This window comes from Alkalihalobacillus sp. MEB130 (assembly GCF_032335535.1).
Taxonomy (GTDB): Bacteria; Bacillota; Bacilli; order Bacillales; family Bacillaceae_D; genus Halalkalibacter.
In genome coordinates, this window is record NZ_JAOANA010000018.1 from 39,329 (window position 1) to 61,276 (window position 21,948).

The 21,948-nt window shown below is 38.8% G+C and carries 22 protein-coding genes; 14 read left to right on the forward strand and 8 right to left on the reverse strand.

Features of this window, described 5'->3' with window-relative positions; genetic code table 11:
- Window position 1: 1 nt before the first annotated feature.
- Together N0O92_RS17110 and N0O92_RS17115 are read left to right on the forward strand one after the other, a co-directional pair.
- A complete protein-coding gene (locus N0O92_RS17110; protein WP_315615880.1) occupies window positions 2-850 on the forward strand; it encodes an ABC transporter permease in 849 nt (282 codons plus the stop codon).
- Window positions 850-1,794, forward strand: a complete 945-nt coding sequence (locus tag N0O92_RS17115) for a glycine betaine ABC transporter substrate-binding protein (RefSeq protein WP_315615881.1) — start codon at window positions 850-852, stop codon at window positions 1,792-1,794. The genes N0O92_RS17110 and N0O92_RS17115 overlap by 1 nt, the downstream gene beginning before the upstream one ends.
- A gap of 44 nt (window positions 1,795-1,838) precedes the next feature.
- Here N0O92_RS17115 and N0O92_RS17120 read toward each other — a convergent pair whose 3' ends face one another.
- The 4 genes from N0O92_RS17120 to N0O92_RS17135 all read right to left on the reverse strand — a co-directional run bounded on the left by N0O92_RS17120 (window position 1,839) and on the right by N0O92_RS17135 (window position 4,917).
- Entirely contained in the window at window positions 1,839-2,255 is a 417-nt protein-coding gene (locus N0O92_RS17120; RefSeq protein ID WP_315615882.1) for a VOC family protein, read from the reverse strand.
- Window positions 2,256-2,298: 43 nt separating this feature from the next.
- The gene (gene aguB, locus N0O92_RS17125) at window positions 2,299-3,177 is read right to left on the reverse strand and encodes an N-carbamoylputrescine amidase (protein WP_315615883.1); all 879 of its coding nucleotides are present in this window, start codon (window positions 3,175-3,177) and stop codon (window positions 2,299-2,301) included.
- 18 nt (window positions 3,178-3,195) lie between these two features.
- Window positions 3,196-4,227: an agmatine deiminase family protein gene (locus tag N0O92_RS17130; RefSeq protein ID WP_315615926.1), complete on the reverse strand. Its 1,032-nt coding sequence runs from the start codon at window positions 4,225-4,227 to the stop codon at window positions 3,196-3,198.
- A gap of 258 nt (window positions 4,228-4,485) precedes the next feature.
- Window positions 4,486-4,917, reverse strand: coding sequence for a GNAT family N-acetyltransferase (locus tag N0O92_RS17135; RefSeq protein ID WP_315615884.1), 432 nt, complete (start codon window positions 4,915-4,917; stop codon window positions 4,486-4,488).
- Between the two features lie 150 nt (window positions 4,918-5,067).
- Here N0O92_RS17135 and N0O92_RS17140 point away from each other — a divergent pair, with 150 nt between their 5' ends.
- From N0O92_RS17140 to N0O92_RS17150, 3 genes are all read left to right on the forward strand, one after another.
- Window positions 5,068-5,616 (forward strand): YpiB family protein, encoded by a 549-nt coding sequence (locus N0O92_RS17140; RefSeq protein WP_315615885.1) that lies wholly within the window; start codon window positions 5,068-5,070, stop codon window positions 5,614-5,616.
- A 174-nt stretch (window positions 5,617-5,790) separates the two neighbouring features.
- Window positions 5,791-6,495, forward strand: a complete 705-nt coding sequence (locus N0O92_RS17145) for a Dps family protein (RefSeq protein WP_315615886.1) — start codon at window positions 5,791-5,793, stop codon at window positions 6,493-6,495.
- A gap of 136 nt (window positions 6,496-6,631) precedes the next feature.
- On the forward strand, window positions 6,632-7,336 hold the full coding sequence (locus N0O92_RS17150; RefSeq protein ID WP_315615887.1) for a hypothetical protein: 705 nt from the start codon (window positions 6,632-6,634) through the stop codon (window positions 7,334-7,336).
- A 35-nt stretch (window positions 7,337-7,371) separates the two neighbouring features.
- Here the strand turns inward: N0O92_RS17150 and N0O92_RS17155 are convergent, their stop codons facing one another.
- From N0O92_RS17155 to N0O92_RS17165, 3 genes are all read right to left on the reverse strand, one after another.
- Window positions 7,372-8,232 carry an AraC family transcriptional regulator gene (locus tag N0O92_RS17155; protein ID WP_315615888.1) on the reverse strand — a complete coding sequence of 287 codons (861 nt, stop codon included), beginning with the start codon at window positions 8,230-8,232 and terminating at the stop codon, window positions 7,372-7,374.
- Between the two features lie 159 nt (window positions 8,233-8,391).
- Window positions 8,392-9,060, reverse strand: coding sequence for a GNAT family N-acetyltransferase (locus tag N0O92_RS17160; RefSeq protein WP_315615889.1), 669 nt, complete (start codon window positions 9,058-9,060; stop codon window positions 8,392-8,394).
- 25 nt (window positions 9,061-9,085) lie between these two features.
- Window positions 9,086-9,976: a carbon-nitrogen hydrolase family protein gene (locus N0O92_RS17165; RefSeq protein WP_315615890.1), complete on the reverse strand. Its 891-nt coding sequence runs from the start codon at window positions 9,974-9,976 to the stop codon at window positions 9,086-9,088.
- 204 nt (window positions 9,977-10,180) lie between these two features.
- On the opposite strand from N0O92_RS17165, the gene N0O92_RS17170 reads away from it, so the two are divergent.
- Complete coding sequence (locus tag N0O92_RS17170) at window positions 10,181-10,873, forward strand: PRC-barrel domain-containing protein (RefSeq protein WP_315615927.1); 693 nt, start codon at window positions 10,181-10,183, stop codon at window positions 10,871-10,873.
- A 510-nt stretch (window positions 10,874-11,383) separates the two neighbouring features.
- Here N0O92_RS17170 and ppc read toward each other — a convergent pair.
- On the reverse strand, window positions 11,384-14,137 hold the full coding sequence (ppc, locus tag N0O92_RS17175) for a phosphoenolpyruvate carboxylase (protein ID WP_315615891.1): 2,754 nt from the start codon (window positions 14,135-14,137) through the stop codon (window positions 11,384-11,386).
- A 521-nt stretch (window positions 14,138-14,658) separates the two neighbouring features.
- Between ppc and N0O92_RS17180 the strand changes: the two genes are divergently transcribed.
- The 8 genes from N0O92_RS17180 (at window position 14,659) to N0O92_RS17215 (ending at window position 21,906) form a co-directional block, all read left to right on the forward strand.
- The gene (locus tag N0O92_RS17180; protein ID WP_315615892.1) at window positions 14,659-16,095 is read left to right on the forward strand and encodes an alkaline phosphatase PhoX; all 1,437 of its coding nucleotides are present in this window, start codon (window positions 14,659-14,661) and stop codon (window positions 16,093-16,095) included.
- Window positions 16,096-16,116: 21 nt separating this feature from the next.
- A complete protein-coding gene (locus N0O92_RS17185; RefSeq protein ID WP_315615893.1) occupies window positions 16,117-16,347 on the forward strand; it encodes a twin-arginine translocase TatA/TatE family subunit in 231 nt (76 codons plus the stop codon).
- Window positions 16,348-16,414: 67 nt separating this feature from the next.
- The gene (gene tatC / locus N0O92_RS17190) at window positions 16,415-17,140 is read left to right on the forward strand and encodes a twin-arginine translocase subunit TatC (protein ID WP_315615894.1); all 726 of its coding nucleotides are present in this window, start codon (window positions 16,415-16,417) and stop codon (window positions 17,138-17,140) included.
- Between the two features lie 242 nt (window positions 17,141-17,382).
- Window positions 17,383-17,652, forward strand: coding sequence for a hypothetical protein (locus tag N0O92_RS17195; RefSeq protein WP_315615895.1), 270 nt, complete (start codon window positions 17,383-17,385; stop codon window positions 17,650-17,652).
- A gap of 111 nt (window positions 17,653-17,763) precedes the next feature.
- Entirely contained in the window at window positions 17,764-19,272 is a 1,509-nt protein-coding gene (locus N0O92_RS17200; protein WP_315615896.1) for a BCCT family transporter, read from the forward strand.
- 108 nt (window positions 19,273-19,380) lie between these two features.
- A complete protein-coding gene (modA, locus tag N0O92_RS17205) occupies window positions 19,381-20,172 on the forward strand; it encodes a molybdate ABC transporter substrate-binding protein (RefSeq protein ID WP_315615897.1) in 792 nt (263 codons plus the stop codon).
- On the forward strand, window positions 20,172-20,849 hold the full coding sequence (gene modB, locus N0O92_RS17210; RefSeq protein ID WP_315615898.1) for a molybdate ABC transporter permease subunit: 678 nt from the start codon (window positions 20,172-20,174) through the stop codon (window positions 20,847-20,849). The genes modA and modB overlap by 1 nt, the downstream gene beginning before the upstream one ends.
- A gap of 4 nt (window positions 20,850-20,853) precedes the next feature.
- Complete coding sequence (locus tag N0O92_RS17215; RefSeq protein WP_315615899.1) at window positions 20,854-21,906, forward strand: sulfate/molybdate ABC transporter ATP-binding protein; 1,053 nt, start codon at window positions 20,854-20,856, stop codon at window positions 21,904-21,906.
- The last annotated feature ends 42 nt before the right edge of the window (window positions 21,907-21,948 follow it).

Consider the following 21,948-nt stretch of genomic DNA (forward strand, 5'->3'; position numbering starts at 1 on the left):
CATGGAAGATTTTATCCCTAGATTACCGTTAGCTGATATTATTGATAGCTTTGTTTCGTGGCTTACTAGCAATTTAAGCGGATTATTTCAATTTATTAGTGTTATTTTACGAGGGGTAGTAGATGGAATTGAATGGGTATTACTATTACCTCCACCTATTCTATTAATCTTACTTGTTGCATTGCTAGCATGGAAGACTAGCAGATGGAGAATGGCTATATTCACAGTCGCGGGGCTTTTACTCATATGGAACCTTGGATACTGGGATCAGATGATTCAGACGGTTGCCCTCGTTCTCACGGCTGTCTTCGTTACAATAGTGATTGGAATTCCCATTGGGATTTGGGCATCTCAAAATATGGTTGTTAGGCAGATTGTTACACCGATTTTAGACCTTATGCAAACGATGCCTGCATTCGTTTATTTAATCCCAGCTATCTTTTTCTTTAATATTGGAGTTGTTCCTGGAGTCTTTGCATCTGTTATTTTTGCGATGCCACCGACAATCAGGTTAACGATCTTAGGTATTCAACAAGTACCTTCTGATCTGATAGAGGCAACAAACGCGTTTGGTTCGACTACGAAACAACGTTTACTAAAAGTTCAATTGCCTATTGCCATGCCAACCATCATGGCAGGCATTAACCAAAGCATCATGTTAGCTCTTTCTATGGTTGTTATTGCTGCCATGGTAGGTGCACCTGGGCTTGGAACCGAAGTGTATCGTGCTGTTACACAAATTCAAACTGGAGTTGGTTTTGAAGCTGGTTTGGCTATTGTAATCATTGCGATTATCCTAGATCGAATCACTCAAAATATAGGAAACAAAAAACAAGGGGGAACACAGTAATGTTAAAGAAATTGTTAGGTTTAACAACTGCATCTGTTTTAGCTTTAGGGCTGGCAGCATGTGGAGGAGAAGAGGCTTCAAACGAGGCACCTGTTGATGACGTAGAAGGAACAGAAGAAGCACCAGCAGAAGAAACCGCTACACATGTCGGAGAAGATGTAGACTTCACGATCGTAGGAATCGATCCTGGAGCTGGTCTTATGAACATTACGATTAACCGAGTTTTACCTGAATATGGTCTTGAAGATGACTGGACAGTAGTAGAAAGCTCTGGTGCAGCAATGGCTGCTTCATTAGCAAGTGCCTATGAAAACGAGGAGCCAATCATCGTAACTGGTTGGAGCCCACACTGGAAGTTTTCTGATTTCGATCTTAAATACTTAGAAGATCCACAAAACCTTTATGGTGGAGCGGAAGACGTTCACACTATTGCTCGTCTTGGTTTAGATGAAGACCATCCAACTGCGCACCAAGTATTGGATGCATTCAATTGGGAGCCTGAGCACATTGAATATGTGATGGCACTTATTAATGAAGGTGCAAACCCAGCGGACGCTGCAGAGCAATTTGTAGATGAGTACTCAGATTTAGTAGCAACATGGACAGAAGGCGTTAACTCTGTTGAAGGTGACGACCTTACATTGCTTTATGTTGCTTGGGATGATGTGATTGCAAGCACAAATGTAGCAGCTACCGTTTTAGAAACAGTTGGTTATGATGTAACGTTAACTCAAGTAGACGCAGGTCCAATGTGGGCTGGTGTTGCTTCAGGTAGTGGCGATGCTGCTGTAGGCGCTTGGTTACCAACTACACATGCTGATTACTATGAGCAGTATGAAGGTGACTTTGAAGATCTAGGTTCAAACCTTCACGGAACAGCACTTGGATTAGTAGTTCCAGCTTATATGGACATTGATTCCATTGAAGATCTAGCAGTAGAATAAAAATGAAGAAAAGGATGGTTCTATTTGAACCATCCTTTTTCCTATTAAGCTTCCGTTGATATTTGAAACGTCACACCAAATTTATCAATGACAATTCCGTATGCTGGACTCCAAAATGTTTCTTGAAGCGGCATTGTCACTTGCCCGCCTTCTTTCAACGCCTCATAAAACTCTTTTGCTTGTTCCTTTGTATCAGCCATTATACAAATGGTTACATGGTTGCCCTTTTCATGAGGTGTACCTGGAAATGTATCTGACAGCATCATGTCCGTTTCTCCAACTTTAATCATGGCGTGAGAAACACGATTTTTTGCCTCTTCTGGCAAAGGATAGTCTGGGTTGGCCGGCATTTCGCCAAAAGTCTGAACCCCAAATACACTTGCCTTTAATGCTTTTTCATAAAACTCGACAGCTTCTTTTGCATTGCCGTCCATTACTAAATACGGAAGTAAACGAGTCATTTGCTAGTCTCCTTTCTTTGTTCCAAGACAAAGACCTGTTTTATTATTTAATAATTAAGTCACCATCATACGAAGTGATAATTTTATATAGATCTGGACGGCGGTCGCGGAAGATCCCCCACTCAATACGTTGAATATCTAATGCATCCAGATCAAATTCAGCCACCAGCACCGCTTCTTCTGTTCGGCCAGCTTCAGCCACTTTGTTTCCTTGAGGCCCAGCAATAAAGGAAGAACCATAGAACGTAATTTTCGAGTCTTCATCTTCTTCAACCCCAATACGATTAGAAGCAACAACCGGAACTAAATTTGAAGCAGCATGTCCCAGCATACACGTTTGCCAGTGATCTTTTGAATCAATTCCCTCATCTTGAGGCTCTGAACCGATCGCCGTTGGATAAAATAAAATTTCCGCTCCCATTAAAGCCATACAGCGAGCTGCTTCTGGGTACCATTGATCCCAGCAAACTCCTACTCCAATCTTACCATAGCGTGTTTCCCACACTTTAAAACCTGTATCCCCTGGATTAAAGTAGAACTTTTCCTCATAACCAGGTCCATCAGGAATATGACTTTTGCGATAAACACCAAGCACTTCTCCGTCTGCATCAATAACAGCTAACGAATTGTAACGAGCATTGTTCTTTTTTTCATAAAAGCTAATAGGCAATACCACTTCAAGCTCTTTTGCGATTTCTTTAAAATGAGCAATTGCTTTGTTTTTCTCTACTTCTGTTGCATAAATATAATAGTCCGATTTTTCTTTTTGGCAAAAGTAAGGTGTTTCAAATAGTTCTTGAATTTGAATAATTTGAGCTCCTTGACTTGCTGCTTCTCGTACAAGCTTTTCAGCATTTTTAATGTTGTCCTCTACTCCACCAGAACAACCCATTTGCGTTGCTGCTACTTTTACTTTTCTCAATTGAATTCACCTCTTCTTCTAGTTTCCGACAGCCGGCATCTGCTGAGTCGTACAGTGAACATTGCCACCTTCTTTAATAATGGCCATTCCATCAATGGTTCGTATTTTCCGATCAGGGAACGTCTTTTGCAATACATCTATTGCTTTTTGGTCTGCTTCTTTAGCTGCACCGCCAAACACAGGCAAAATGATTCCACCATTTACAAAATAAAAATTTAAATAACTAAGCGTTAATCTGCTATCTTCAAAGTGAGAAGCTGGAGGCTGTTCAATCTCAATGATTTCGAGTTTTCTCCCCTTTGCATCCGTCGCTTGACGCAAAATGGCCAAGTTTTCTTGCGTAATTTCATAGTTGTCATCACTTGGATCATGACACACTTGAATGATCACCTTGCCTGGCTCAGCAAAGCATGCCACATTATCCACATGTCCATCTGTCTCATCGCCACTTAAGCCTTTATTTAACCAAATCACCGTTTCAATATTTAAATAGTCTTTTACATATTGTTCTACCTGCTCTTTTGATAAATCAGGATTTCGATTTGGGTTCAGTAGACATTCTTCTGTTGTGAGCAACGTTCCTTCTCCATCTACATGAAAGGAACCGCCTTCCATAACAATTTGTGCATCAAAACGCTTAACATTAAATTGTTCTAATAACTTTGGTGCGACGTCGTTATCTAACGTCCAAGGAGAATACTTTTCGCCCCACGCATTAAAGATCCAATTAATCCCGGCAATTTCTCCTTCTTCATTTTTCACAAACGTTGGACCATTGTCACGGAACCACGCATCATTATGCTCAATAGACAGAAATCCCACTCTCTCATCTACAAAAATCGCTTTTAACTTCTCTATATCATCCGGATTAGCCACAATGGATACCGGTTCAAATTCAGCAATTGCACGAACGAGCTCAACATAACCATCCCAAACTTGCTCATAATCATCAGGAAACACCATTGAATCTTGAACAGGCCAAGAAATGAATGTACGCTGATGGGTTGTCCACTCTGCAGGCATTTTATAATTTAGTTCTCTTGGATACATCGTTTCCATCACTCTTTTTATAGTTATTTTTTGAAACATCGTATTACAAATCATATAACAAAATGCTGATGTTCTCAAATTGTGAATACCTAAAAATAAAGCCAACTTTTACAAGTGCGTAAAAAAGCAAAAAAAGTCGCTATGAATGATGGAATTATAAAAAGTGTTTCTTAGAAAAATAAAAAGACATTCTTCAATAAAATGTCTTTTCATTCTTTAAAGCTCATTTTTTTATAATATGTTTCACATGAAACATATTTAGATCGGCCTTTCCATTATAGTCGATACAGCTTTAAACCCCAATTGATCATACAGTTTCTTTGCATGATTCCCTGCAAATACATTAAGCTGTACTTTTTTATAGTTCTTCTGTTTAAAATAGGAGATCGCATTTGTCATTAGTGTATGTCCACAACCTTTTTTTCGATAAGATGGCAAGACAAATAATTCTAAGATCATCCCAATCGGATCCGGCTCAACAGGTGAGTTCGTTTCACCCACCAAAATCCAACCACATATTCTATGATGATCAAAAAGTGCTAAATATTCAGCTTTATGGAAGTAAATCATTTCTTCGTTCATCACAAGGCTATTCCCATTCATATAACCTAACGTAGCTTCTTGCTGAACAATCGGTGCATAACTTTTGATAAATCGAAGTTCCTCCCCTGTAACCCTACGAACAATCACCCTTATCCCTCCCCCATCAAACCTCATACTGTATACTATATTCATGACTATTCAAATTGTTATTGATCCTGCTTACTAGGATGGTTCGTAATTGAAATATATGTATATCATGATATGCTTGAAATAGAAGAATAATAGAGGGTGGTGTTTATGAGAAACTGGGTGTCATCAGCAGAAAAAAGTAATTTTTTAAAATGGTTTATCGATCAGCACCAACTCAAACATAAAGATGCGAGAATGTTGCTTGAGTACATATGCAAAAATCATCATATCCTTGAAAACCTCACTTTTACTGAATCCGTTCCTTCAAAAGGAAGAACGTTTATCATCTCAAGTATGCATTCTGATAAACCGGGCTTTATTTATTATTACAATAAACGAAAAACAGAAGATGTTTCAAAAGCCCTTGGAGATCTTATGAGTAACCCTTCTGATAAAGTGTTTTTGAAGCTGCATTTTTACGGAAAACAATCCAATCACAGATATCTTCAACTCGTTGAATCACAAATCAATTCCTTTGTCCAACATAAGCAGTTTAAAGAATATGAAAAAGAAACAAACATCATTTTAGAAAAAGCGCTTCTCGACCAAGAGATAGAAAAAGTGAGAAACCAAATCGACGAAGCTTTGGACCAAGGTGACAAACCACTTTTCAACCAATTAGTGGAGAGATTACAAGAATTGAAGAGTATGCAGTAGTTTCTCTTGTCGACCATTGCAATGTTTCACGTGAAACTTATATTGCTTATAAAAGAAGAAAACATTCGCTTTATTAAGGATGTTTTCTTCTTTTATTTTTTTCGCAAATGGTTCTCACATAAATGAGGCATAATACAGGTGAATTTTCAAACTTAAATGAAAAGAGGCACAACAATGGAAACACATGATAATCAAGGTTTTTCACATGATGAATTTAAACTAAACAAAACTGGTTTTGACCCAATGATGCCAGGTCACCAATCTAATCATAGTGGTGATATGGTGTTACGACAAGAGCCAAGAACAGCAAGACAGGAAGGTTCCGGAATCTCTTTGCCCTATGAAACAAGGTTAGAAATGGGACTAATGCTTGATGAGCACTTATGTGCGTTAAATGTTGCTCTACATCAGTATACAAAGCATCATTGGTTAACTGAAGGGGCCGAATCGTTTGGAAGCCTTCATCATATTCTCGATGAACATATTGAAGTTACTCAAAAACATATTGACGATGTTGGAGAACGCGTTGCTCGATTAGGAGTCGTTCCTACCGCACACCCTGTCACTCAACATGAGATTTCCTATATTAAGCACGAGGTTGAAGGAAGATATACGATGCGCGACTACTTACGTAATGACCTTGAGCATGAAATTAAAATTCAAGGTATGTTAAGAAAAACGATCAATCGTGCTCATAGCTTGAATGATTTCGGAACGGTTCAAGTTCTTGAAGAAGTCTTATTAAAACGTGAAGATTTAGGCTACCACTTATGGAGCTTACTAGAGGATGATACACTCGTTCGAGGAATGACGCATCTGTTAGACGGCAATCAAGACATTGCTAGTAATAGGCCGTTAAACAACAACTTAAAACAATAATTGCTTCGTCCCTAAGGGGTAATTCAAACCTTAGGGACTCCTCTTTCTTACTTACATAACAAAAGAAAAAAAGAGACCTCCTTGAATGTTTTCTCAACTCTTCAAATGGGTAAAAAACATTCAAGGAGTGTTCCACATGTCTGCCTATATATTAGGAGTTCTATTTATTATCATTCACTTGTTTGCAAATGAATGTATTCCAGCGAACAAAATTAGGCGAAGAAAATGGCTTTCCTTTTCTGGTGGATTAGCTGTTTCGTACGTGTTTGTCTATGTTCTCCCCTCCCTTCATAGAGAGCAGCAATTAATTGAATTATATAGTGACAATCTTACGATGGAGTCTGAGCTTTATTTTATTGGCTTACTCGGCTTGCTTCTTTTTTATGGGATCCAAAAAACTTTTCACAACCAAAGCAAAAGTCACGTTCCACTTCTTTGGTTGCAAATCGTTTTTTTCACGATTTATAATTTATTAATTGTTTATATTGTTATGGCTTCAGATGTATCTGGAATTCAAGCTGTCTTTTATGGCATTGCCATCGGACTTCATTTCGTGGCTGTCGCCCATGACCTTTGGAGGGAAAATCCCGAACAATATAACCGAGTCGGAAGATATGTGATTGCATCAGGAATTATTTTAGGTTGGATTTTAGGTGTATATGTGACGTTGTCTTCTTTTGCACAAGCGTTAATTTTTGCTTTTGTATCCGGAGCTATGGTGTTAAATGTATTGAAAAATGAGCTCCCGCACGAAAGACAAGCCCACTTCCCCACCTTTGCTTTTGGCGTTGTTTTTTATACAACGATGACTATTGCTCTAAAATTCTTTTTTGAATGGTAAGAAACGCCCAAATACCTGCATGTTTTTGGCGTTTCTTATTTTGATTGAAAATCCTTAGGTGACAGAGTGTACTTTCGTTTGAATTGTTGAACAAATGCAGACATACTTTGATAGCCTACTTGCATCGCTACGTCTGTAATCGTCATCGATTGATTGCGCAGGAGGAGTGCTGCTTGTTCCATTCGAATCATCGTTAAACGTTCCATTGGAGACATTTGGACATATTTTTTATATAGTCGGTTCAAATGGGACTCACTCACGTTCGCGACATCTGTTATATTTTTTATGCGTATTGGTTTATGATAATGTTCTAATAAATAGCTTTCTACTTTTCGAATCGATTCAGGATAATAATACATATCTAATATGTACGAGATTTTTGAAAGCATATGTTCATTTGGGAAAACATCATACATGATTTCACATAGTGTTAAGTGAATGCGATAATCATCATTATTCAAATAATTGGAAAGTACGTTCTTAAGTTGTGCTTCAATCTCGTTTGTCCACTTTGCTTGCATAATGCAAACTCTCGTAGGCGTTTCGAGCTTCTCCGGTGAAAAGTTTCGGTATTGTCTAAGCAAATCAACAAAGTACTCAACAATTTTTTTCGTGAGTGGAAACACAAGGTGGGTACTCCCCTTTTTCATTTCTAGTTGAACCGTCACACCTTTGGGATAAAAAAGATACTCTCCATGCGGCAATGTACGAAATTCATCATCTCCAATTTGATAATCTAGTTCCCCACTTAACACAAACAAAATGCCCGGTTCGTCACTAAAAAAAGTATGCTCCTCTACTGATTCAGAAGAATGAAACTGAACTAAATGAGAGCTTTGTTTCATATAAGTCTTCTTCACTTTATCTATGATTTCTACAAGCTCATTTGACCTCATGTTCATCCCCACCTTTTTTAGTATAGTTTCCATGATATATAAGTTTATTTTTTTATTCAATAAAGATTGGGTCGTTAATCCATTAAAATTCGGCTTCATACGTAGACTAGACAACAAAAAGCACAGTAGATTAACAACCCACTGTGCTTTTTAACTATATTAAAGTGGCAGAAGCAATACTTCTTCACGCTGACCAAGGTCAGAAATCATGTTATGCCACGCTTCAGGTTTATTTGATAAAATAGCATAATACGTAGAAATAAACTCACTAATAAAACTAGCCTGTAATGAGTTCACATTTTTAAAAGGCAAGAAACAAAGATCTAACTCCTGCACCGCTTCCCCTTCATTCGTCCATGCTGGGTGAACATACGGAAAGTCTAAGCGTTTGTATCCAAGGTGTGATAACACTTCACGTCTTACGTATGGGTCCATTACTTTGATTCCGCCAAATGAATGATCCTTTGCTCGATATGGATCATAAATTTCAGCGAACATTCCGAGTAGATCAAGATTATGTTCAGCTGCTAATTGTTGTAAGTCCTCTTCTCGCTTTTTGGCAATAAAGGGTCCAATTCCAAGTCCTTCTCTAGCAATTATCGTAAAATCGGTCATTGCGACTTGAAGCTCTTTGTTATAGCGGTATTCTGTTACCCCGACAACTTCCCCTTCGTGAACAGCAGCAAACACACGAATCGTTGGATCTTGTAAAGGCTCTGCCCACAAATCAAATTCTAGTACTTCCTCTGCCGGAAATACTTCTTGCATCAACTTGTGTAACTTTGAAAAAAGTGGATCATGAGTACTTGTTATACGAACGTATTCCATAAACTTCCCCTTTTCTTTATGAAAATTAAACAACCGTTTTTGTAACGAGCTCCAATCGATTAACACCTAAGTCAGGATACAAATCAAAACGACGATCTCTCCATGTCGTAACCGATCCTTTTTCACGAACTTTATACAACAGCTCTAAATCAAGATCTGACGTAATGATCATATCGTTGTTAATATCGCCTTCTGTCATAATTCCATTTTGTGGGAAAGGAATGTCGTTAGGCGTAATGACGGCTGCTTGACCATAATTCGCTCTCATAAAATCAACCGTTGGCAAAGAGCCAATCGTACCCGTTGTCACGACATACACTTGATTTTCTATCGTTCTTGCATGACAGGTGTAGCGAACACGATGAAAACCGTGGCGATCATCCGTACAAGATGGACAAAAAATCACATCTGCTCCCATACCTCGAACAATTCGAACGACTTCTGGAAATTCAATATCATAACAAGTTAGTAAGGCAATCTTCCCTTTCGGTGTATCGAATACTTGTATCGATTCTCCTGGAGTTAACTGCCACTCCTCTACTTCTGTAGGAGTTAAATGTAATTTCGCTTGTTCCCCAATTCGACCATCAGGGTAAAACAGATGAGCGACATTATAAAGTTTTCCTTCTCTTCGAATAACATGTGTACCACCAATAATGTACATTCCTGTCTCGATCGCTAGAGACGTAAAAAGAGAATAATATTGCTCTGTATAATCTGGTAAATCGTTTATAGTTTGAACTCCTTTAAGAGTTGGAATCGATAATAATTGTGTTGTTAAAAATTCTGGAAAGAGAATGAATTCTGTTTCATACTCCGCCGCATTTTTTACATAATGAGTTACTTGTTCGGCAAACTCATCAAAACTAGAAATAGAATGAAGATGATATTGAACAGCTGATACGCGCAGTCTCATCTGTATACCCCCTTACGAAAATTGATGAATACGAGATGAATCGTACCACAAAATCCAGCTCAACCTATACGTAATTCACGCAAAAAAAGATGCAATTCAACCATTTTTATGTTTTATCTTTTTCTAAAAGTGGTACTCAACAAATAGAACACATTAAAGGAGGAATTCATTATCCTATACAAAACAACGTCGGTAGAATCTTGTATCGTTCAAGCAACTGATGGTGAGTTAGGAAAAGTGAAAGATATGTATGTTGATAGCGAAAATTGGGCCATTCGTTATTTAGAAATTGATACGTTAAAATGGCTGCCAGGAAAAAAAGTATTGGTATCCCCGATATCTTTTGATTCTGTGGATTTACTAGAAAAGAGAATCTCTATTTTTGCGACAAAAGAACAAATTAAAAATAGTCCTTCCGTTGATGAACCAATCACGAGAAAAGTGGAAGGTGAGTTGTTTAACTATTATGGGTGGTCACCGTATTGGATCGGAAGTGGTCTTTGGGGAGATTGGTTTAGTCCGAACCAAATTCCTTTAGAAAGTACCTCTATCGAAGGGATGGGCCCAAGTGATGATGAAGATCACTCTTATTTAAGAAGCATGAATGAAATGAAAGGGAAAATAAATGGCTATATGGTAACAGCCAAAGATGGGCAAATAGGAAAAGTAATCGACTTTATTTTAGATGATGAATCTTGGGCTATCGACTCCCTTGTGATTGATACAGGTGACTTGTTACCAGGAAAGAAAGTCGTTGTTTCTCCAGAAGCCATCGATTCGGTCAATCGACTTTCACAAGAGATTTATCTTAATGAAAAGAAAGAAGAAATTTTAACGAAATCAAAGCGGTCTTTAAGTGGCCGTATTGATGATATTGGAAAACGAAACACGGGTTAATGATAAAAGAAAAATATAGCGATTATGCATAACAAATAGCACCGCATTTGCGGTGCTATTTGTGTCCCTTAACATAAATGCTATTTTCGCATACTTTGTTGTTTTTATGGGGTACGTGTTCTCTCCTCATGTCCATTCCATTGCGCTCCAGGTTTCGAGACCACTGAAAAAGATCTTTTTAGCAAATTCGGGGAAGTGCAATGGCTTCACACGTTGCGCGCCTGCTATGAGAAACCCACTCATAGCAGGCTTAAAAGAAGGCAACGGCTCCGCTCATTGCTTAAGGCCACTAAAAAAGGCGAAAAACGTACCTTTTTCAGTGGCCTCCTTGCTTTCCGCGGGGAGGAAGCCAAGCCCCCACGACGTTCCGTCTGTGGTGTCTTGCCTTTCCCTCTTTTTCCCGCAGGAGTCAAGTACCTTCCGCTCCATTTCACTATAGCTGTACTTTAGGGGAAACATATTGGAAATCAATATAGGAACTTTACTGATTAATATCATAGACCATTGTTATCAACCTGTATTGACTAACCCAGCAGCTACGCCACTAATTGTTAGCAACACTTCTGTTAGTAACTCTTCAGAACGTTCTTCTGACTCGCGCATTTTTTGAATTAAATCTACTTGCAAGAAGTTAAGTGGGTCTACGTATGGATTACGTCTATGAACAGATTCTTGAATCGTTGGTGTTTGATCAAGCAGTTCTTTGTTTCCTGTAATCCGAAGAAGGATCTCCTTCGTATATTGATATTCTTCTGAAATATTACTAAAGATCCGTTCGCCAATCGCTTTATCTTCCACAAGGTTAAGGTATTCTTTTGCTGCAACTAAGTCCGCTTTCATTAACGCCATTTGTAAGTTGTTAATCGTCGCTTGGAAAAATGGCCATTTTTTATACATCTCTTGTAGCAATGCCAAGTTTTCTTCCTTTTTTGCGACGAACGATTGCAAACCAGAACCAGCTGCGTACCAAGCTGGAATCATTTGTCTTGATTGCGTCCAAGCAAAAACCCAAGGAATGGCACGTAAATCTTCAAAACGTTGACTCCCTTTTCGTTTCATTGGACGCGAACCAATGTTTAACGCACCAAGCTCATTTAACGGTGTAGCTTGTGTAAAGTATGTTAAGAAGTCTTTATCTTCAAATACAAGCGATTGATATTTCTTTAAGGAGACTTTTGAAATTTCCTCCATCGCCTCTTCCCATGTTTTATCACGAGAATGACCTTGAAGTGGGTTCTTCAACGCTCTTGTTGTCCCCTCAAGCAAAGCAGAAGTTGCCTGTTCAAGATTACGGTAAGCAATGTCTTCTAAAAGATAACGAGAAGATAGTACTTCTCCTTGCTCCGTAATTTTCACGCCATCACCTAATGTTTCAGATGGCTGCGAAAGAATGCTTCGGTTAAGCGGACCACCACCACGACCTAATGAGCCCCCGCGCCCATGGAAAAACTTCAAGCGGATATCAAAGTCTTTCGCCATATTATGAATTTCTTGTTGTGCTTTAAAAAGTTTCCAGTTGGCTGTTAACGTTCCTCCATCTTTACTTCCGTCTGAATATCCTAACATGATTTCTTGGTGGTTGCCGCGCTCTTTAATATGATTACGGTACACATCCATTTCAAACAATGTCTTCATGATTTTCGGACCTGCCACTAAGTCATCAATGGTCTCAAGAAGAGGAGCCACATGCATATGGCTTTCTACTTTCCCATCAACATGTAGACGATAAATGCCTGCTTCTTTTGCCAAAACAAGCACTTCAAGAAGATCACTTGGTGACTGGGTCATACTAACAAGATACACTTCAATGGAACGACGACCAAACTCTTTATGCGCTTGTTTAATCATCTTAAACACTTTGAATATTTCTTGTGTTTCTTGTGTATAGTCTTCTTCAAGAAGCAAAAGAGGTCTTGGTTCACTTAATACTTGTTTTAAGACTTCAATCTTTTCTTCTTCTGGCAAAGACGAATAATCGTCGGAAATTCCAACCACTTTTAAAATTTCAGCCACTGCTGCTTCATGTTCACCGCTATGATTACGAATATCAAGCGTTGCTAAGTGGAACCCGAATAGTTCTGCTTGGCGAATCAATTTGCGAATCGTTTTTAACTTGCGATTAGATGGCTGATGCTTTTCTGCACTTACCTTCACTAAGTTCAAATCTTGTAAAAACTGCTCTGCATTTTGATAACCTACTTCTGATTCACCGACTTGACGTAGACGCTTTAAAATAACAGCGAATTTACGACGGTAAATTTCAGATTTAATTGGCCACTCTTCTCCAGATTCCATATAATTTCGTTCATCTTCTTCTACTGACTGAATTAATGTGTCACTTAAATCCACACGGGTTGTCGTTTGACTAAAACGCTTCATTAATTCAATAATGGATTCCTCGTATTTTTTCAAAGCAACTTGACGTTGTAATTGTAACGTTTCCCATGTTACTTCAGGCGTAACATTTGGATTTCCATCACGATCTCCGCCAATCCAAGAGCCGAAGTGTAAGAAGTTTGGAACCTTCCACGTATGTTCAGGAAAATGTTGATCCAACTGGGCTTCTAATTCCTGATGAATGTCCGGCAATGTATCAAACAATGTTTCATTAAAATAATATAATCCATTCTTTACTTCATCTAGTACGGTTGGCTTCCGCTGACGTAGTTCATCAGTTTGCCACAATGCTGTTACTTCATTAAATAAACTATCTTCAAGTGTTCTTCTTTCTTTCTTTGTAAGCAAAGGATTATCAAATTCTTGTAAAATAGTAAAAATTCTTTTTTGGATTTCAAGTACAGTCCGTTTTGTTGCTTCAGTCGGATGTGCAGTAATGATTAATTCAATTGATAAATCATTTAACACTTTTTGAATGATATCATCAGAAAATTGACTATCTTTAATCGACAACACGGCACTTTCAAGAGATACAGGTTGTACTACCCCATCTTCTTGAAGTTGGTATTGACGTCTACGACGAATTCGGTGATTTTGCTCTGCAATATTAATTAAATGAAAGTAGATTGAGAAGGCACGAATGACCTGCTGACGTACAGGTGGTTGTAGTGTATTAATCTCGTCTTTCAGCTTCTTATAATCTTCTTCATTATAGTTTTTCCTTAAATTCTTGGTCATCTCTCGTATCGTTTCTACTTTGTTAAATAGCGAGATACCTCCATGATGAACAAGAATCTCTCCTAAAATGTTCCCAAGTTTCTTTACATCATTTCGTAAAAGAGAGTTATTGTCTGCTACATTAATCATTTCTTATCCCCCTATTTAAATCTAAGATGCACAACTAGAACCTATTATATCACAACAACTAGGGACCCCTTAAGTCCCACAAGGTCATTATATGTCCCCTTAAAGTGCATACTATCTATTTTAACAGAAAACGCTGATAATAACTATTTTTTTCTGATAATTTCGTATTTTGAGAGCCTCTTCATTATCATATCTAGTCCGATTTTTTAAGGTTTTTTACAAAATCTTCTTTTCCTTTACGTTTTGTTTACACGATGAAAAATGGAAAGATCATTGGTCTAGTTTTTTCGTCCTTCTTCCTTTTTTTCAAATGATGTCTCCTGACTGTTATCTATTACTTTCCAACTACTTTTTTATTTTTCCAGTTTGGAATGAAGAATATGAACCAAACTTTCCTACCAAAAATACCCTTCTTACAAAATACTTACAGTTCGTTTATATCTCCTACATACTTTCTTGTTACTTTTTTTATAGACCTTACTTCTAGACAACTTCTTCAAATAAAAAGTGGAGGTACGAACATGAATTCTAATAATGGTGGCATGAACAGACGAGAATTTTTAAAAGTAGGTGGAATGGGAACATTAGCGCTGACTCTTGGGACTACAGGTGTTTTCTCATTAGGCAACTCCCCTGCCAGCGCAGCTGTAGCTAATCCGACTAGTGGGTTTGGTGGCTATGGGCCTCTTGTTGCAGACCCAAATGGAATAGTTGATTTGCCAAAAGGGTTTCAATACAAAATCATTTCTAAAACAGGTGACAAAATGACAAATGGAGATTTAATTCCTGGCGTTTTGGATGGAATGGCTGCTTTTAAAGGTCCGAAAAATACAACCGTGTTAGTCCGTAATCATGAAATTAGTACAAACCATCAATATCCGGTAAATGGGAAAAACCCATGGAGCAAAGGTGCAGCCGGCGGAACGACAGCACTTGTTGTAAGTCCAAATCGTGAAGTCATTGACGAATATGTAACAAATTCAGGAAACATCCGTAATTGTGCCGGTGGCCCTTCAACTTGGGGCACATGGTTAACTTGTGAAGAAACACGTAATATGGGCCATGGTTTCGTCTTTGAGGTAGACCCACTTGATCCAGAAAATGATCGGTCAAAAACACCGATTAGAGACATGGGCTATTTTTCACATGAGGCATGTGCCGTCGATCCTGCAACAGGAATCTGGTATTTAACAGAAGATGATAACCCTAGTTTCCTATATCGTTTTACCCCACACGATCGTAGCCAAAAGCTCGGCTCCTTGCAAAAAGGAGGAATTCTTGAAGCTGCTGCATTTGATGAACTTCCCTCTAATCAAGCTAGTCAGTTCTCAAGTGGACAAAAAATGGGAGTCGTTTGGAAAGAAGTGAATCCTGAGCGAGCGAAGGAAGATGCTGCTGAACTAGGTTGTATTCGCTTTAGTCGATTAGAAGGTGCTTGGTTTTCAGAAGGTGCTTTCTGGTTTGACGATACAAACGCTGGAGAAACTCGTCATGGACGTGTCTACCGCTATTTCCCAGCTACAAATACATTGGAACTTTTCTATGAGTCATCAAGTTCAAATGATTTACGTGCTCCTGACAATATTACAATCACACCATGGGGAGATCTTTGGATTGCAGAAGATGGTTCAGGCCCTGACCGGATCATCGGACTTACTCCAGAAGGAGAAGTCTATCCATTTGCTTATAATCGCCTAAATGGAGAAGAGTTTGCAGGTCCTGTCTTCTCACCAGATGGCAATACGCTGTATGTTAACATCCAAAATCCCGGCCTCACATTAGCCATTTGGGGACCTTTTGCAAGAAGAAATGCAGCTCGCAAGCGTGCAATGAATCATGCAGCGCCTCCTGCAGGTTTTGCTCCAATAGTTTCGGACAAGCTCACTGCTTTTGCACAAGAGCAAGGGATTTCCACACTAGAAGCAGCTGCCCTTGATCGTCATGGTTTTACCATCTAATTTTACTGGAGGTGTTTTCTTTTGTTATCAGGCATTGGTATACCAGGTTTAATTCTTATTTTGGTTATTGCTCTTATTATTTTTGGTCCTTCCAAGCTCCCTGAAATTGGTCGGGCATTTGGTAGTACGTTAAAGGAGTTTAAAAAAGCGACTCATGAACTTGTGAATCATGAAGATGAGCAAAAAACGAGTCCAGAAGACCGACACAAGCTTCATACTGTTGAGCGAACCGAGAGCAAGACAGGAATGTAACAACGTGAAAGATGTAGGCTTCTAATTGCTTACATCTTTCCTCTTTCCTTCGAAAGGAGCTTAACCTATGCAAAAAACAGATACGCAATTTACCGAGCATTTAGGAGAACTTCGAAAAAGGTTGATCGCCACGATCTTATTTTTCCTACTTGCGTTCATCACATCATTTTTGTTTGTTACGGATATTTATCAATTTCTTGTACGTGATTTAGACGGGCAGCTTGCCTTACTAGGACCTGGAGATATTCTTTCTATCTATATGTTACTTGCTGGTGTTTGTGCGATTGCTCTATCCATTCCATTTGCCGCTTATCACATCTGGAAGTTTGTAAAACCAGCTCTAACAACGGATGAGCAAAAGTTAACGCTCGGGTTTATTCCTGGTCTCTTCTTCTTGTTTCTCGTTGGAATTGCATTTGGCTATTTTGTCTTATTTCCGATCGTTCTCACGTTTTTAACAAGCTTAGCTGGCGAAGAATTTCAAATGTTTTTCACTGCTCAAAAGTACTTCACGTTTCTGCTTCATTTAACCTTGCCTTTTGGCATTTTGTTTGAAATGCCTGCGGTTATTATGTTTTTAACGAAACTAGGGATTCTTCACCCCGATCAACTTATCAAAGGGAGAAAAGTGGCCTATTTTCTATTAGTGATAACGTCTGTCCTTATTACTCCACCTGATTTTATTTCAGATATATTGGTTATCTTTCCTTTGCTTCTTTTGTATGAAGCAAGCATTACATTAAGTAAATTAATGGCACGCAAATCATCGCTACATACTACCCTTTCCAATTAGGAGGAGGAAATCAAAATGGTTATTTCATGCCCAATAAACAAAACAAAGGAAAACGAGGCAACTGAAGAATCTCAAGTAAAACCACCTTGTAAAGCATGTCATACTTGTCAGTTCAAACAGTTGAGAAACAGCGTTCAAACTAACAAAGAGGCTACCTACTCTTAGATATTTTTCTTTAGAGAAAACTTTGCATATAAAAACATGCTGTATCGCACATTACTATACAGAAGGAGGCGATACAAATGAAAAATAACGTTTCTAGTTTACAAAGTCAAAATCAAATTTTCCAAGCCCAACAATCTGTTGAGCATGCACATCAAGCTATTAATGATGCTTTATCACATCCAGAAAAGCAAACAATTGAAAATGCCAAAAATTCAATTGAAAAAGCAGAACATGCCCTAACACAAGCAGCTGATTTTGAAAATCAAGATGCCGTACAACTTGTCCGTGAAGAATTTGAACAATACAAGAAATCTTTTCAGGACGTTAAAAACAATACTTACGAATAAAGTCAAAGGCTATCCAAGGAGTTTCTCTCTCCTCATTGGATAGCTTTTTTACGTTTTGACCCCTTTTTCTTCGGGTACATGAGAGTATGATTTGAAGAAGGAGTGAACGTAGTGTCTTATCAATACAAACAAGAAAAAGCTGGGGTTGTTTTTCCTATCTCTGCTTTTTTTGTCATTGCCTTTGTTCTTTGGGGCTTCTTTGCTCCTCAGCATATGGAAGACACAACGTCATCCATGCTTTCCTATATTACCGAATCAATCGGATGGTTTTACGTGTTCGTAACCACTGTTATTGTCGTCTTTTGTCTCTATATTGCGTTTGGGCGCTATCGGCATATGAAATTAGGGAAAAATCACGATGAGCCCGAGTTTAGCTATTTTGCTTGGATAGGCATGTTGTTCTCAGCAGGAATGGGAGTTGGTCTTGTTTTTTGGGGTGTGGCCGAACCCATTTCCCATTTTTCGAATCCACCTCATGGAATGGAATCAGAAAGTTCAGAAGCAGCTCAATATGGCTTATTGTATGGAATTTTCCACTGGGGAATGCACCCATGGGCCGTCTATGCCCTCGTTGGAATGGCGCTTGCTCTTGCCAAGTACCGAAAAGATTTGCCTGGACTCATTAGCTCAATTTTTCATCCTATTTTTGGTGATCGCATTTATGGTCCTCTAGGAAAAAGCATTGATATAACAGCTACAGTTGGAACATCCATTGGAATTGCAACTTCTTTTGGATTAAGTACGCTGCAACTAAGTGGAGGCTTAGAGCAGATCTTTGGTTTTTCTACTAATAACACGCTGTATATAACGATTATTGCTATCATTACGATCATTTATTTGATTTCAGTTTTGTCGGGACTTAATCGCGGGATGAAATATTTAAGTGAATTTAACTTGTCCTTAGCAGGCGTTCTGCTTCTTATTATGCTTATCGTTGGACCTACAATTTTCCTGTTTGAACATCTCATTTATACAACAGGAATGTATATAAGCCAGTTTGTATCGTTAAGTTTTGAAACAATGCCTTACAGTGACAATGAGTGGCTCGGTGAATGGACATTCTTTTATTGGGCTTGGGTAATCGTTTGGAGTCCATTTGTCGGTACATTTATCGCACGAATTTCACGCGGGCGTACTCTTGGACAATTTATTCTTGGTGTTCTATTTGTTCCAACAATTGGAACGATTGTTTGGTTCGTCGCCTTTGGAGGGTCTGCTCTTTATGGTGAGTTAGTTGAAGGAGCCGATCTAACAAGTTCCATCTATTCTGATCCTGAAGCTGGATTGTTTCTCTTTTTAGATACACTGCCATTAGGGACTGTATTAAGTTTGTTAGCTTTGTTGTTAACAACCATCTTTTTTATTACATCGGCTAATTCAGCAACCTTTGTTTTAGGAGTGTTAACATCAAAAGGCAGCCTAAATCCAAAAAATTCAATTATGACCGTTTGGGGTTTATTAATTGCTGCTGTATCAGGAGCATTGCTTATTAGTGGTGGGTTAGACGGCTTACAAAGTGCTGCGATTATTGCCGCACTTCCATTTACATTTCTTATGCTGTTAATGATTGTTGCTGTTTTTCTTCATGTAAGGAGTGAAGGACGCGACGGTACAGATTGATTTTGTCAGCTAATCGAGATTCGTCTCCCTATTGACATTCTTCGTTGTCGCAAAAGCTGAATGTCGATATAATAAAAAGAAACATTGAAAAAGGGAGAACCTTTCTATATGAAACGTCAGCCTCTATCCTATTTTATTACGATTATGATTTTGTCTTTTACTATCCTGAGCGCATGTGGCAATGATAATAGCAACCAGGAGTCACAAGATGAACTTCTCATTGCCGCCGCATCTGATTTAACGTTAGCATTCACAGAATTAGGTAGCTTATTTGAAGAAGAAACGGGAATTGCCGTCACATTTTCATTCGGGTCAACCGGACAGTTAGCAGACCAAATTGAAAACGGTGCTCCATTTGATGTTTTTGCAGCTGCAAATGTTTCCTTTGTAGATCGTCTACAAGAGGCTGGATTGCTCTTTGATGATACCCAAACAACCTATGCTTTTGGAAGAGTTGGAATGGCTACTTTGCCAAATAGCTCCGTTCAAATCGAATCATTGGAAGAGTTAACCGATCCTGCCGTGAAAAAGATTGCGATTGCCAATCCTGATCATGCCCCTTACGGATTAGCTGCGAAACAGGCGCTAGAAACTGCTGGGTTGTGGGAGGAAGTTCAAGAGAAGCTTGTTTATGGTCGGAATATTTCTGATACTCTTTCCTACATCGAAACAGGAAATGCCGAAGCTGGAATTATCGCTCTATCTTTGTATCAAGAAGGATCCGTCCACTTTTCTATTATTGATGCGAGTATGCACGAGCCACTTGAACAATCCATTGCCGTTATAAACCGGACAAGCCAAGAAGCGTTAGCTCGAGAATTTATTGACTTTATTTTAGGACCTATCGGCAAACCGATTATGGAACAATATGGATTCAGCGTACCTGAGGAAAATGAGTAATGGCTGATGTGAATTTATTTCCGCTTTTTCTATCGTTACGAGTTGCTGCTACAGCAACTCTTTTAGCGATTATAATCGGAATACCAATTGCCTACTTATTACATAAGTCAGGTGGCAAATTTGCTGATATTCTCGACTCTTTTCTAACGCTTCCGATTGTGTTGCCACCAACGGTTCTTGGCTATTATTTACTCGTCTTGTTAGGGAGACAAAGCACCATTGGTCAGTTTTTAGAAACTCGCTTTGACATGACAATTGTCTTTACCCCAACTGGTGCTGTCATTGCTGCATTAGTTGTGTCCATTCCATTTTTAATTAAATCATCTAGGTCCGCTTTTTCAAGCATTGACCCAACGTTAATGAAGGCAGCGAGAGTTTTAGGTCGCTCTGAACTTAGCATTTTTTTCACGATTATCGTTCCACTTGCTTGGAGAGGGATTGCTGCTGGCATTACGCTTGCATTTGCACGAGCATTAGGTGATTTTGGGGCTACCTTAATGGTGGCAGGAAGCATTCCTAATGAAACGATGACGATGCCCATTGCCATCTATGATGCCTTACTTGCAGGCAATCGTGAACTAGCGAACCTCCTTGTCTTAATCATGACCACTGTCTCCATCATCGTACTGTACATTCTAAATCGTCTTGAGAAAAAAGGAACGCCAGAAAGCAGGTAACACCATGCTCAAAGTATCGATTACAAAAAAACTTCATCATTTCAAGCTTACAAGTCAGTTTGAAGTCGGTAGTGGCATTACGGGTATAATCGGCCCCTCTGGCTGTGGGAAAAGCGTAACCTTACAATGCATTGCTGGGCTTCAAACCCCTGATACTGGTGAAATCGTACTTGGGAAAGACCCGCTCTTTCAAGCAGACCAACGAATCAATGTGAAAACAAAGAACCGAAAGATTGGTTACGTGTTTCAAAACTATGCGTTATTTCCTCATTTAACCGTGCAACAAAACATTGCTTACGGTTTGAAAATAAGGAACAAAGAGGAGAAGCAACGAAAAGTAGCTGATATGTTAAAGAAAGTCCAACTAACGGGCTATGAAAAACATTATCCGAACGAGCTATCAGGTGGGCAACAACAACGTGTCGCTCTTGCTAGAACGTTAGTAACAGAACCTGAAATCCTCTTGCTTGATGAACCTTTCTCGGCTCTTGATCATCATGTGAAACACTTGTTAGAAGAGGAGTTGCTTCACATTATTAAGAAGCACTTTACAGGTGTGGTGTTACTTGTGACACACAATATGGAAGAAGCATACCGACTTTGTGATCACTTGCTTTTATATCATAATGGAACGATTGTCCAAACCGGAACGAAGGATGAAGTATTTAAAAAACCTACTAATATAGCTGCTGCCACCATAATTGGATGCAAAAATATCCTTCCTGTTCATTCGTTCAAAAAGGTCAACAATAATCACATTCTTTGTGACCTTAATGGCATCAACCTTCACGTGAAAAATCAGCCATATCCCCCTCATGCAAATGCAATAGGCATTCACGCTGAAAATATTCAATTTGTTGAACAAACAAACGATACTCACAATACTTTCGATTACAAAGTCGTAGACATCGTGAGAGGAATTCACCACTCAGATGTAACCATACAAGTTAACAAACTTTCTTTAAAAGCAACCATTTCCAATCATCAAGTAGCTTCTGTTACAAATGGAACGATGAAAGTGAACATACCAGAGGATGATTTGTTTATTCTTGAATGAAAAAAGGCACAGTAGGTGAATGGATCACCTACTGTGCCTTTA

What these genes read in the sequence shown, in the direction of transcription:
- N0O92_RS17110 (WP_315615880.1), top strand. Translation starts at nt 2, where the DNA reads ATGGAAGATTTTATCCCTAGATTACCGTTAGCTGATATTATTGATAGC.
- N0O92_RS17115 (WP_315615881.1), top strand. Translation starts at nt 850, where the DNA reads ATGTTAAAGAAATTGTTAGGTTTAACAACTGCATCTGTTTTAGCTTTA.
- N0O92_RS17120 (WP_315615882.1), bottom strand. Translation starts at nt 2,255, where the DNA reads ATGACTCGTTTACTTCCGTATTTAGTAATGGACGGCAATGCAAAAGAA.
- N0O92_RS17130 (WP_315615926.1), bottom strand. Translation starts at nt 4,227, where the DNA reads ATGTATCCAAGAGAACTAAATTATAAAATGCCTGCAGAGTGGACAACC.
- N0O92_RS17140 (WP_315615885.1), top strand. Translation starts at nt 5,068, where the DNA reads ATGAGAAACTGGGTGTCATCAGCAGAAAAAAGTAATTTTTTAAAATGG.
- N0O92_RS17145 (WP_315615886.1), top strand. Translation starts at nt 5,791, where the DNA reads ATGGAAACACATGATAATCAAGGTTTTTCACATGATGAATTTAAACTA.
- N0O92_RS17150 (WP_315615887.1), top strand. Translation starts at nt 6,632, where the DNA reads ATGTCTGCCTATATATTAGGAGTTCTATTTATTATCATTCACTTGTTT.
- N0O92_RS17155 (WP_315615888.1), bottom strand. Translation starts at nt 8,232, where the DNA reads ATGAGGTCAAATGAGCTTGTAGAAATCATAGATAAAGTGAAGAAGACT.
- N0O92_RS17160 (WP_315615889.1), bottom strand. Translation starts at nt 9,060, where the DNA reads ATGGAATACGTTCGTATAACAAGTACTCATGATCCACTTTTTTCAAAG.
- N0O92_RS17165 (WP_315615890.1), bottom strand. Translation starts at nt 9,976, where the DNA reads ATGAGACTGCGCGTATCAGCTGTTCAATATCATCTTCATTCTATTTCT.
- ppc (WP_315615891.1), bottom strand. Translation starts at nt 14,137, where the DNA reads ATGATTAATGTAGCAGACAATAACTCTCTTTTACGAAATGATGTAAAG.
- N0O92_RS17180 (WP_315615892.1), top strand. Translation starts at nt 14,659, where the DNA reads ATGAATTCTAATAATGGTGGCATGAACAGACGAGAATTTTTAAAAGTA.
- tatC (WP_315615894.1), top strand. Translation starts at nt 16,415, where the DNA reads ATGCAAAAAACAGATACGCAATTTACCGAGCATTTAGGAGAACTTCGA.
- N0O92_RS17195 (WP_315615895.1), top strand. Translation starts at nt 17,383, where the DNA reads ATGAAAAATAACGTTTCTAGTTTACAAAGTCAAAATCAAATTTTCCAA.
- modA (WP_315615897.1), top strand. Translation starts at nt 19,381, where the DNA reads ATGAAACGTCAGCCTCTATCCTATTTTATTACGATTATGATTTTGTCT.
- modB (WP_315615898.1), top strand. Translation starts at nt 20,172, where the DNA reads ATGGCTGATGTGAATTTATTTCCGCTTTTTCTATCGTTACGAGTTGCT.
- N0O92_RS17215 (WP_315615899.1), top strand. Translation starts at nt 20,854, where the DNA reads ATGCTCAAAGTATCGATTACAAAAAAACTTCATCATTTCAAGCTTACA.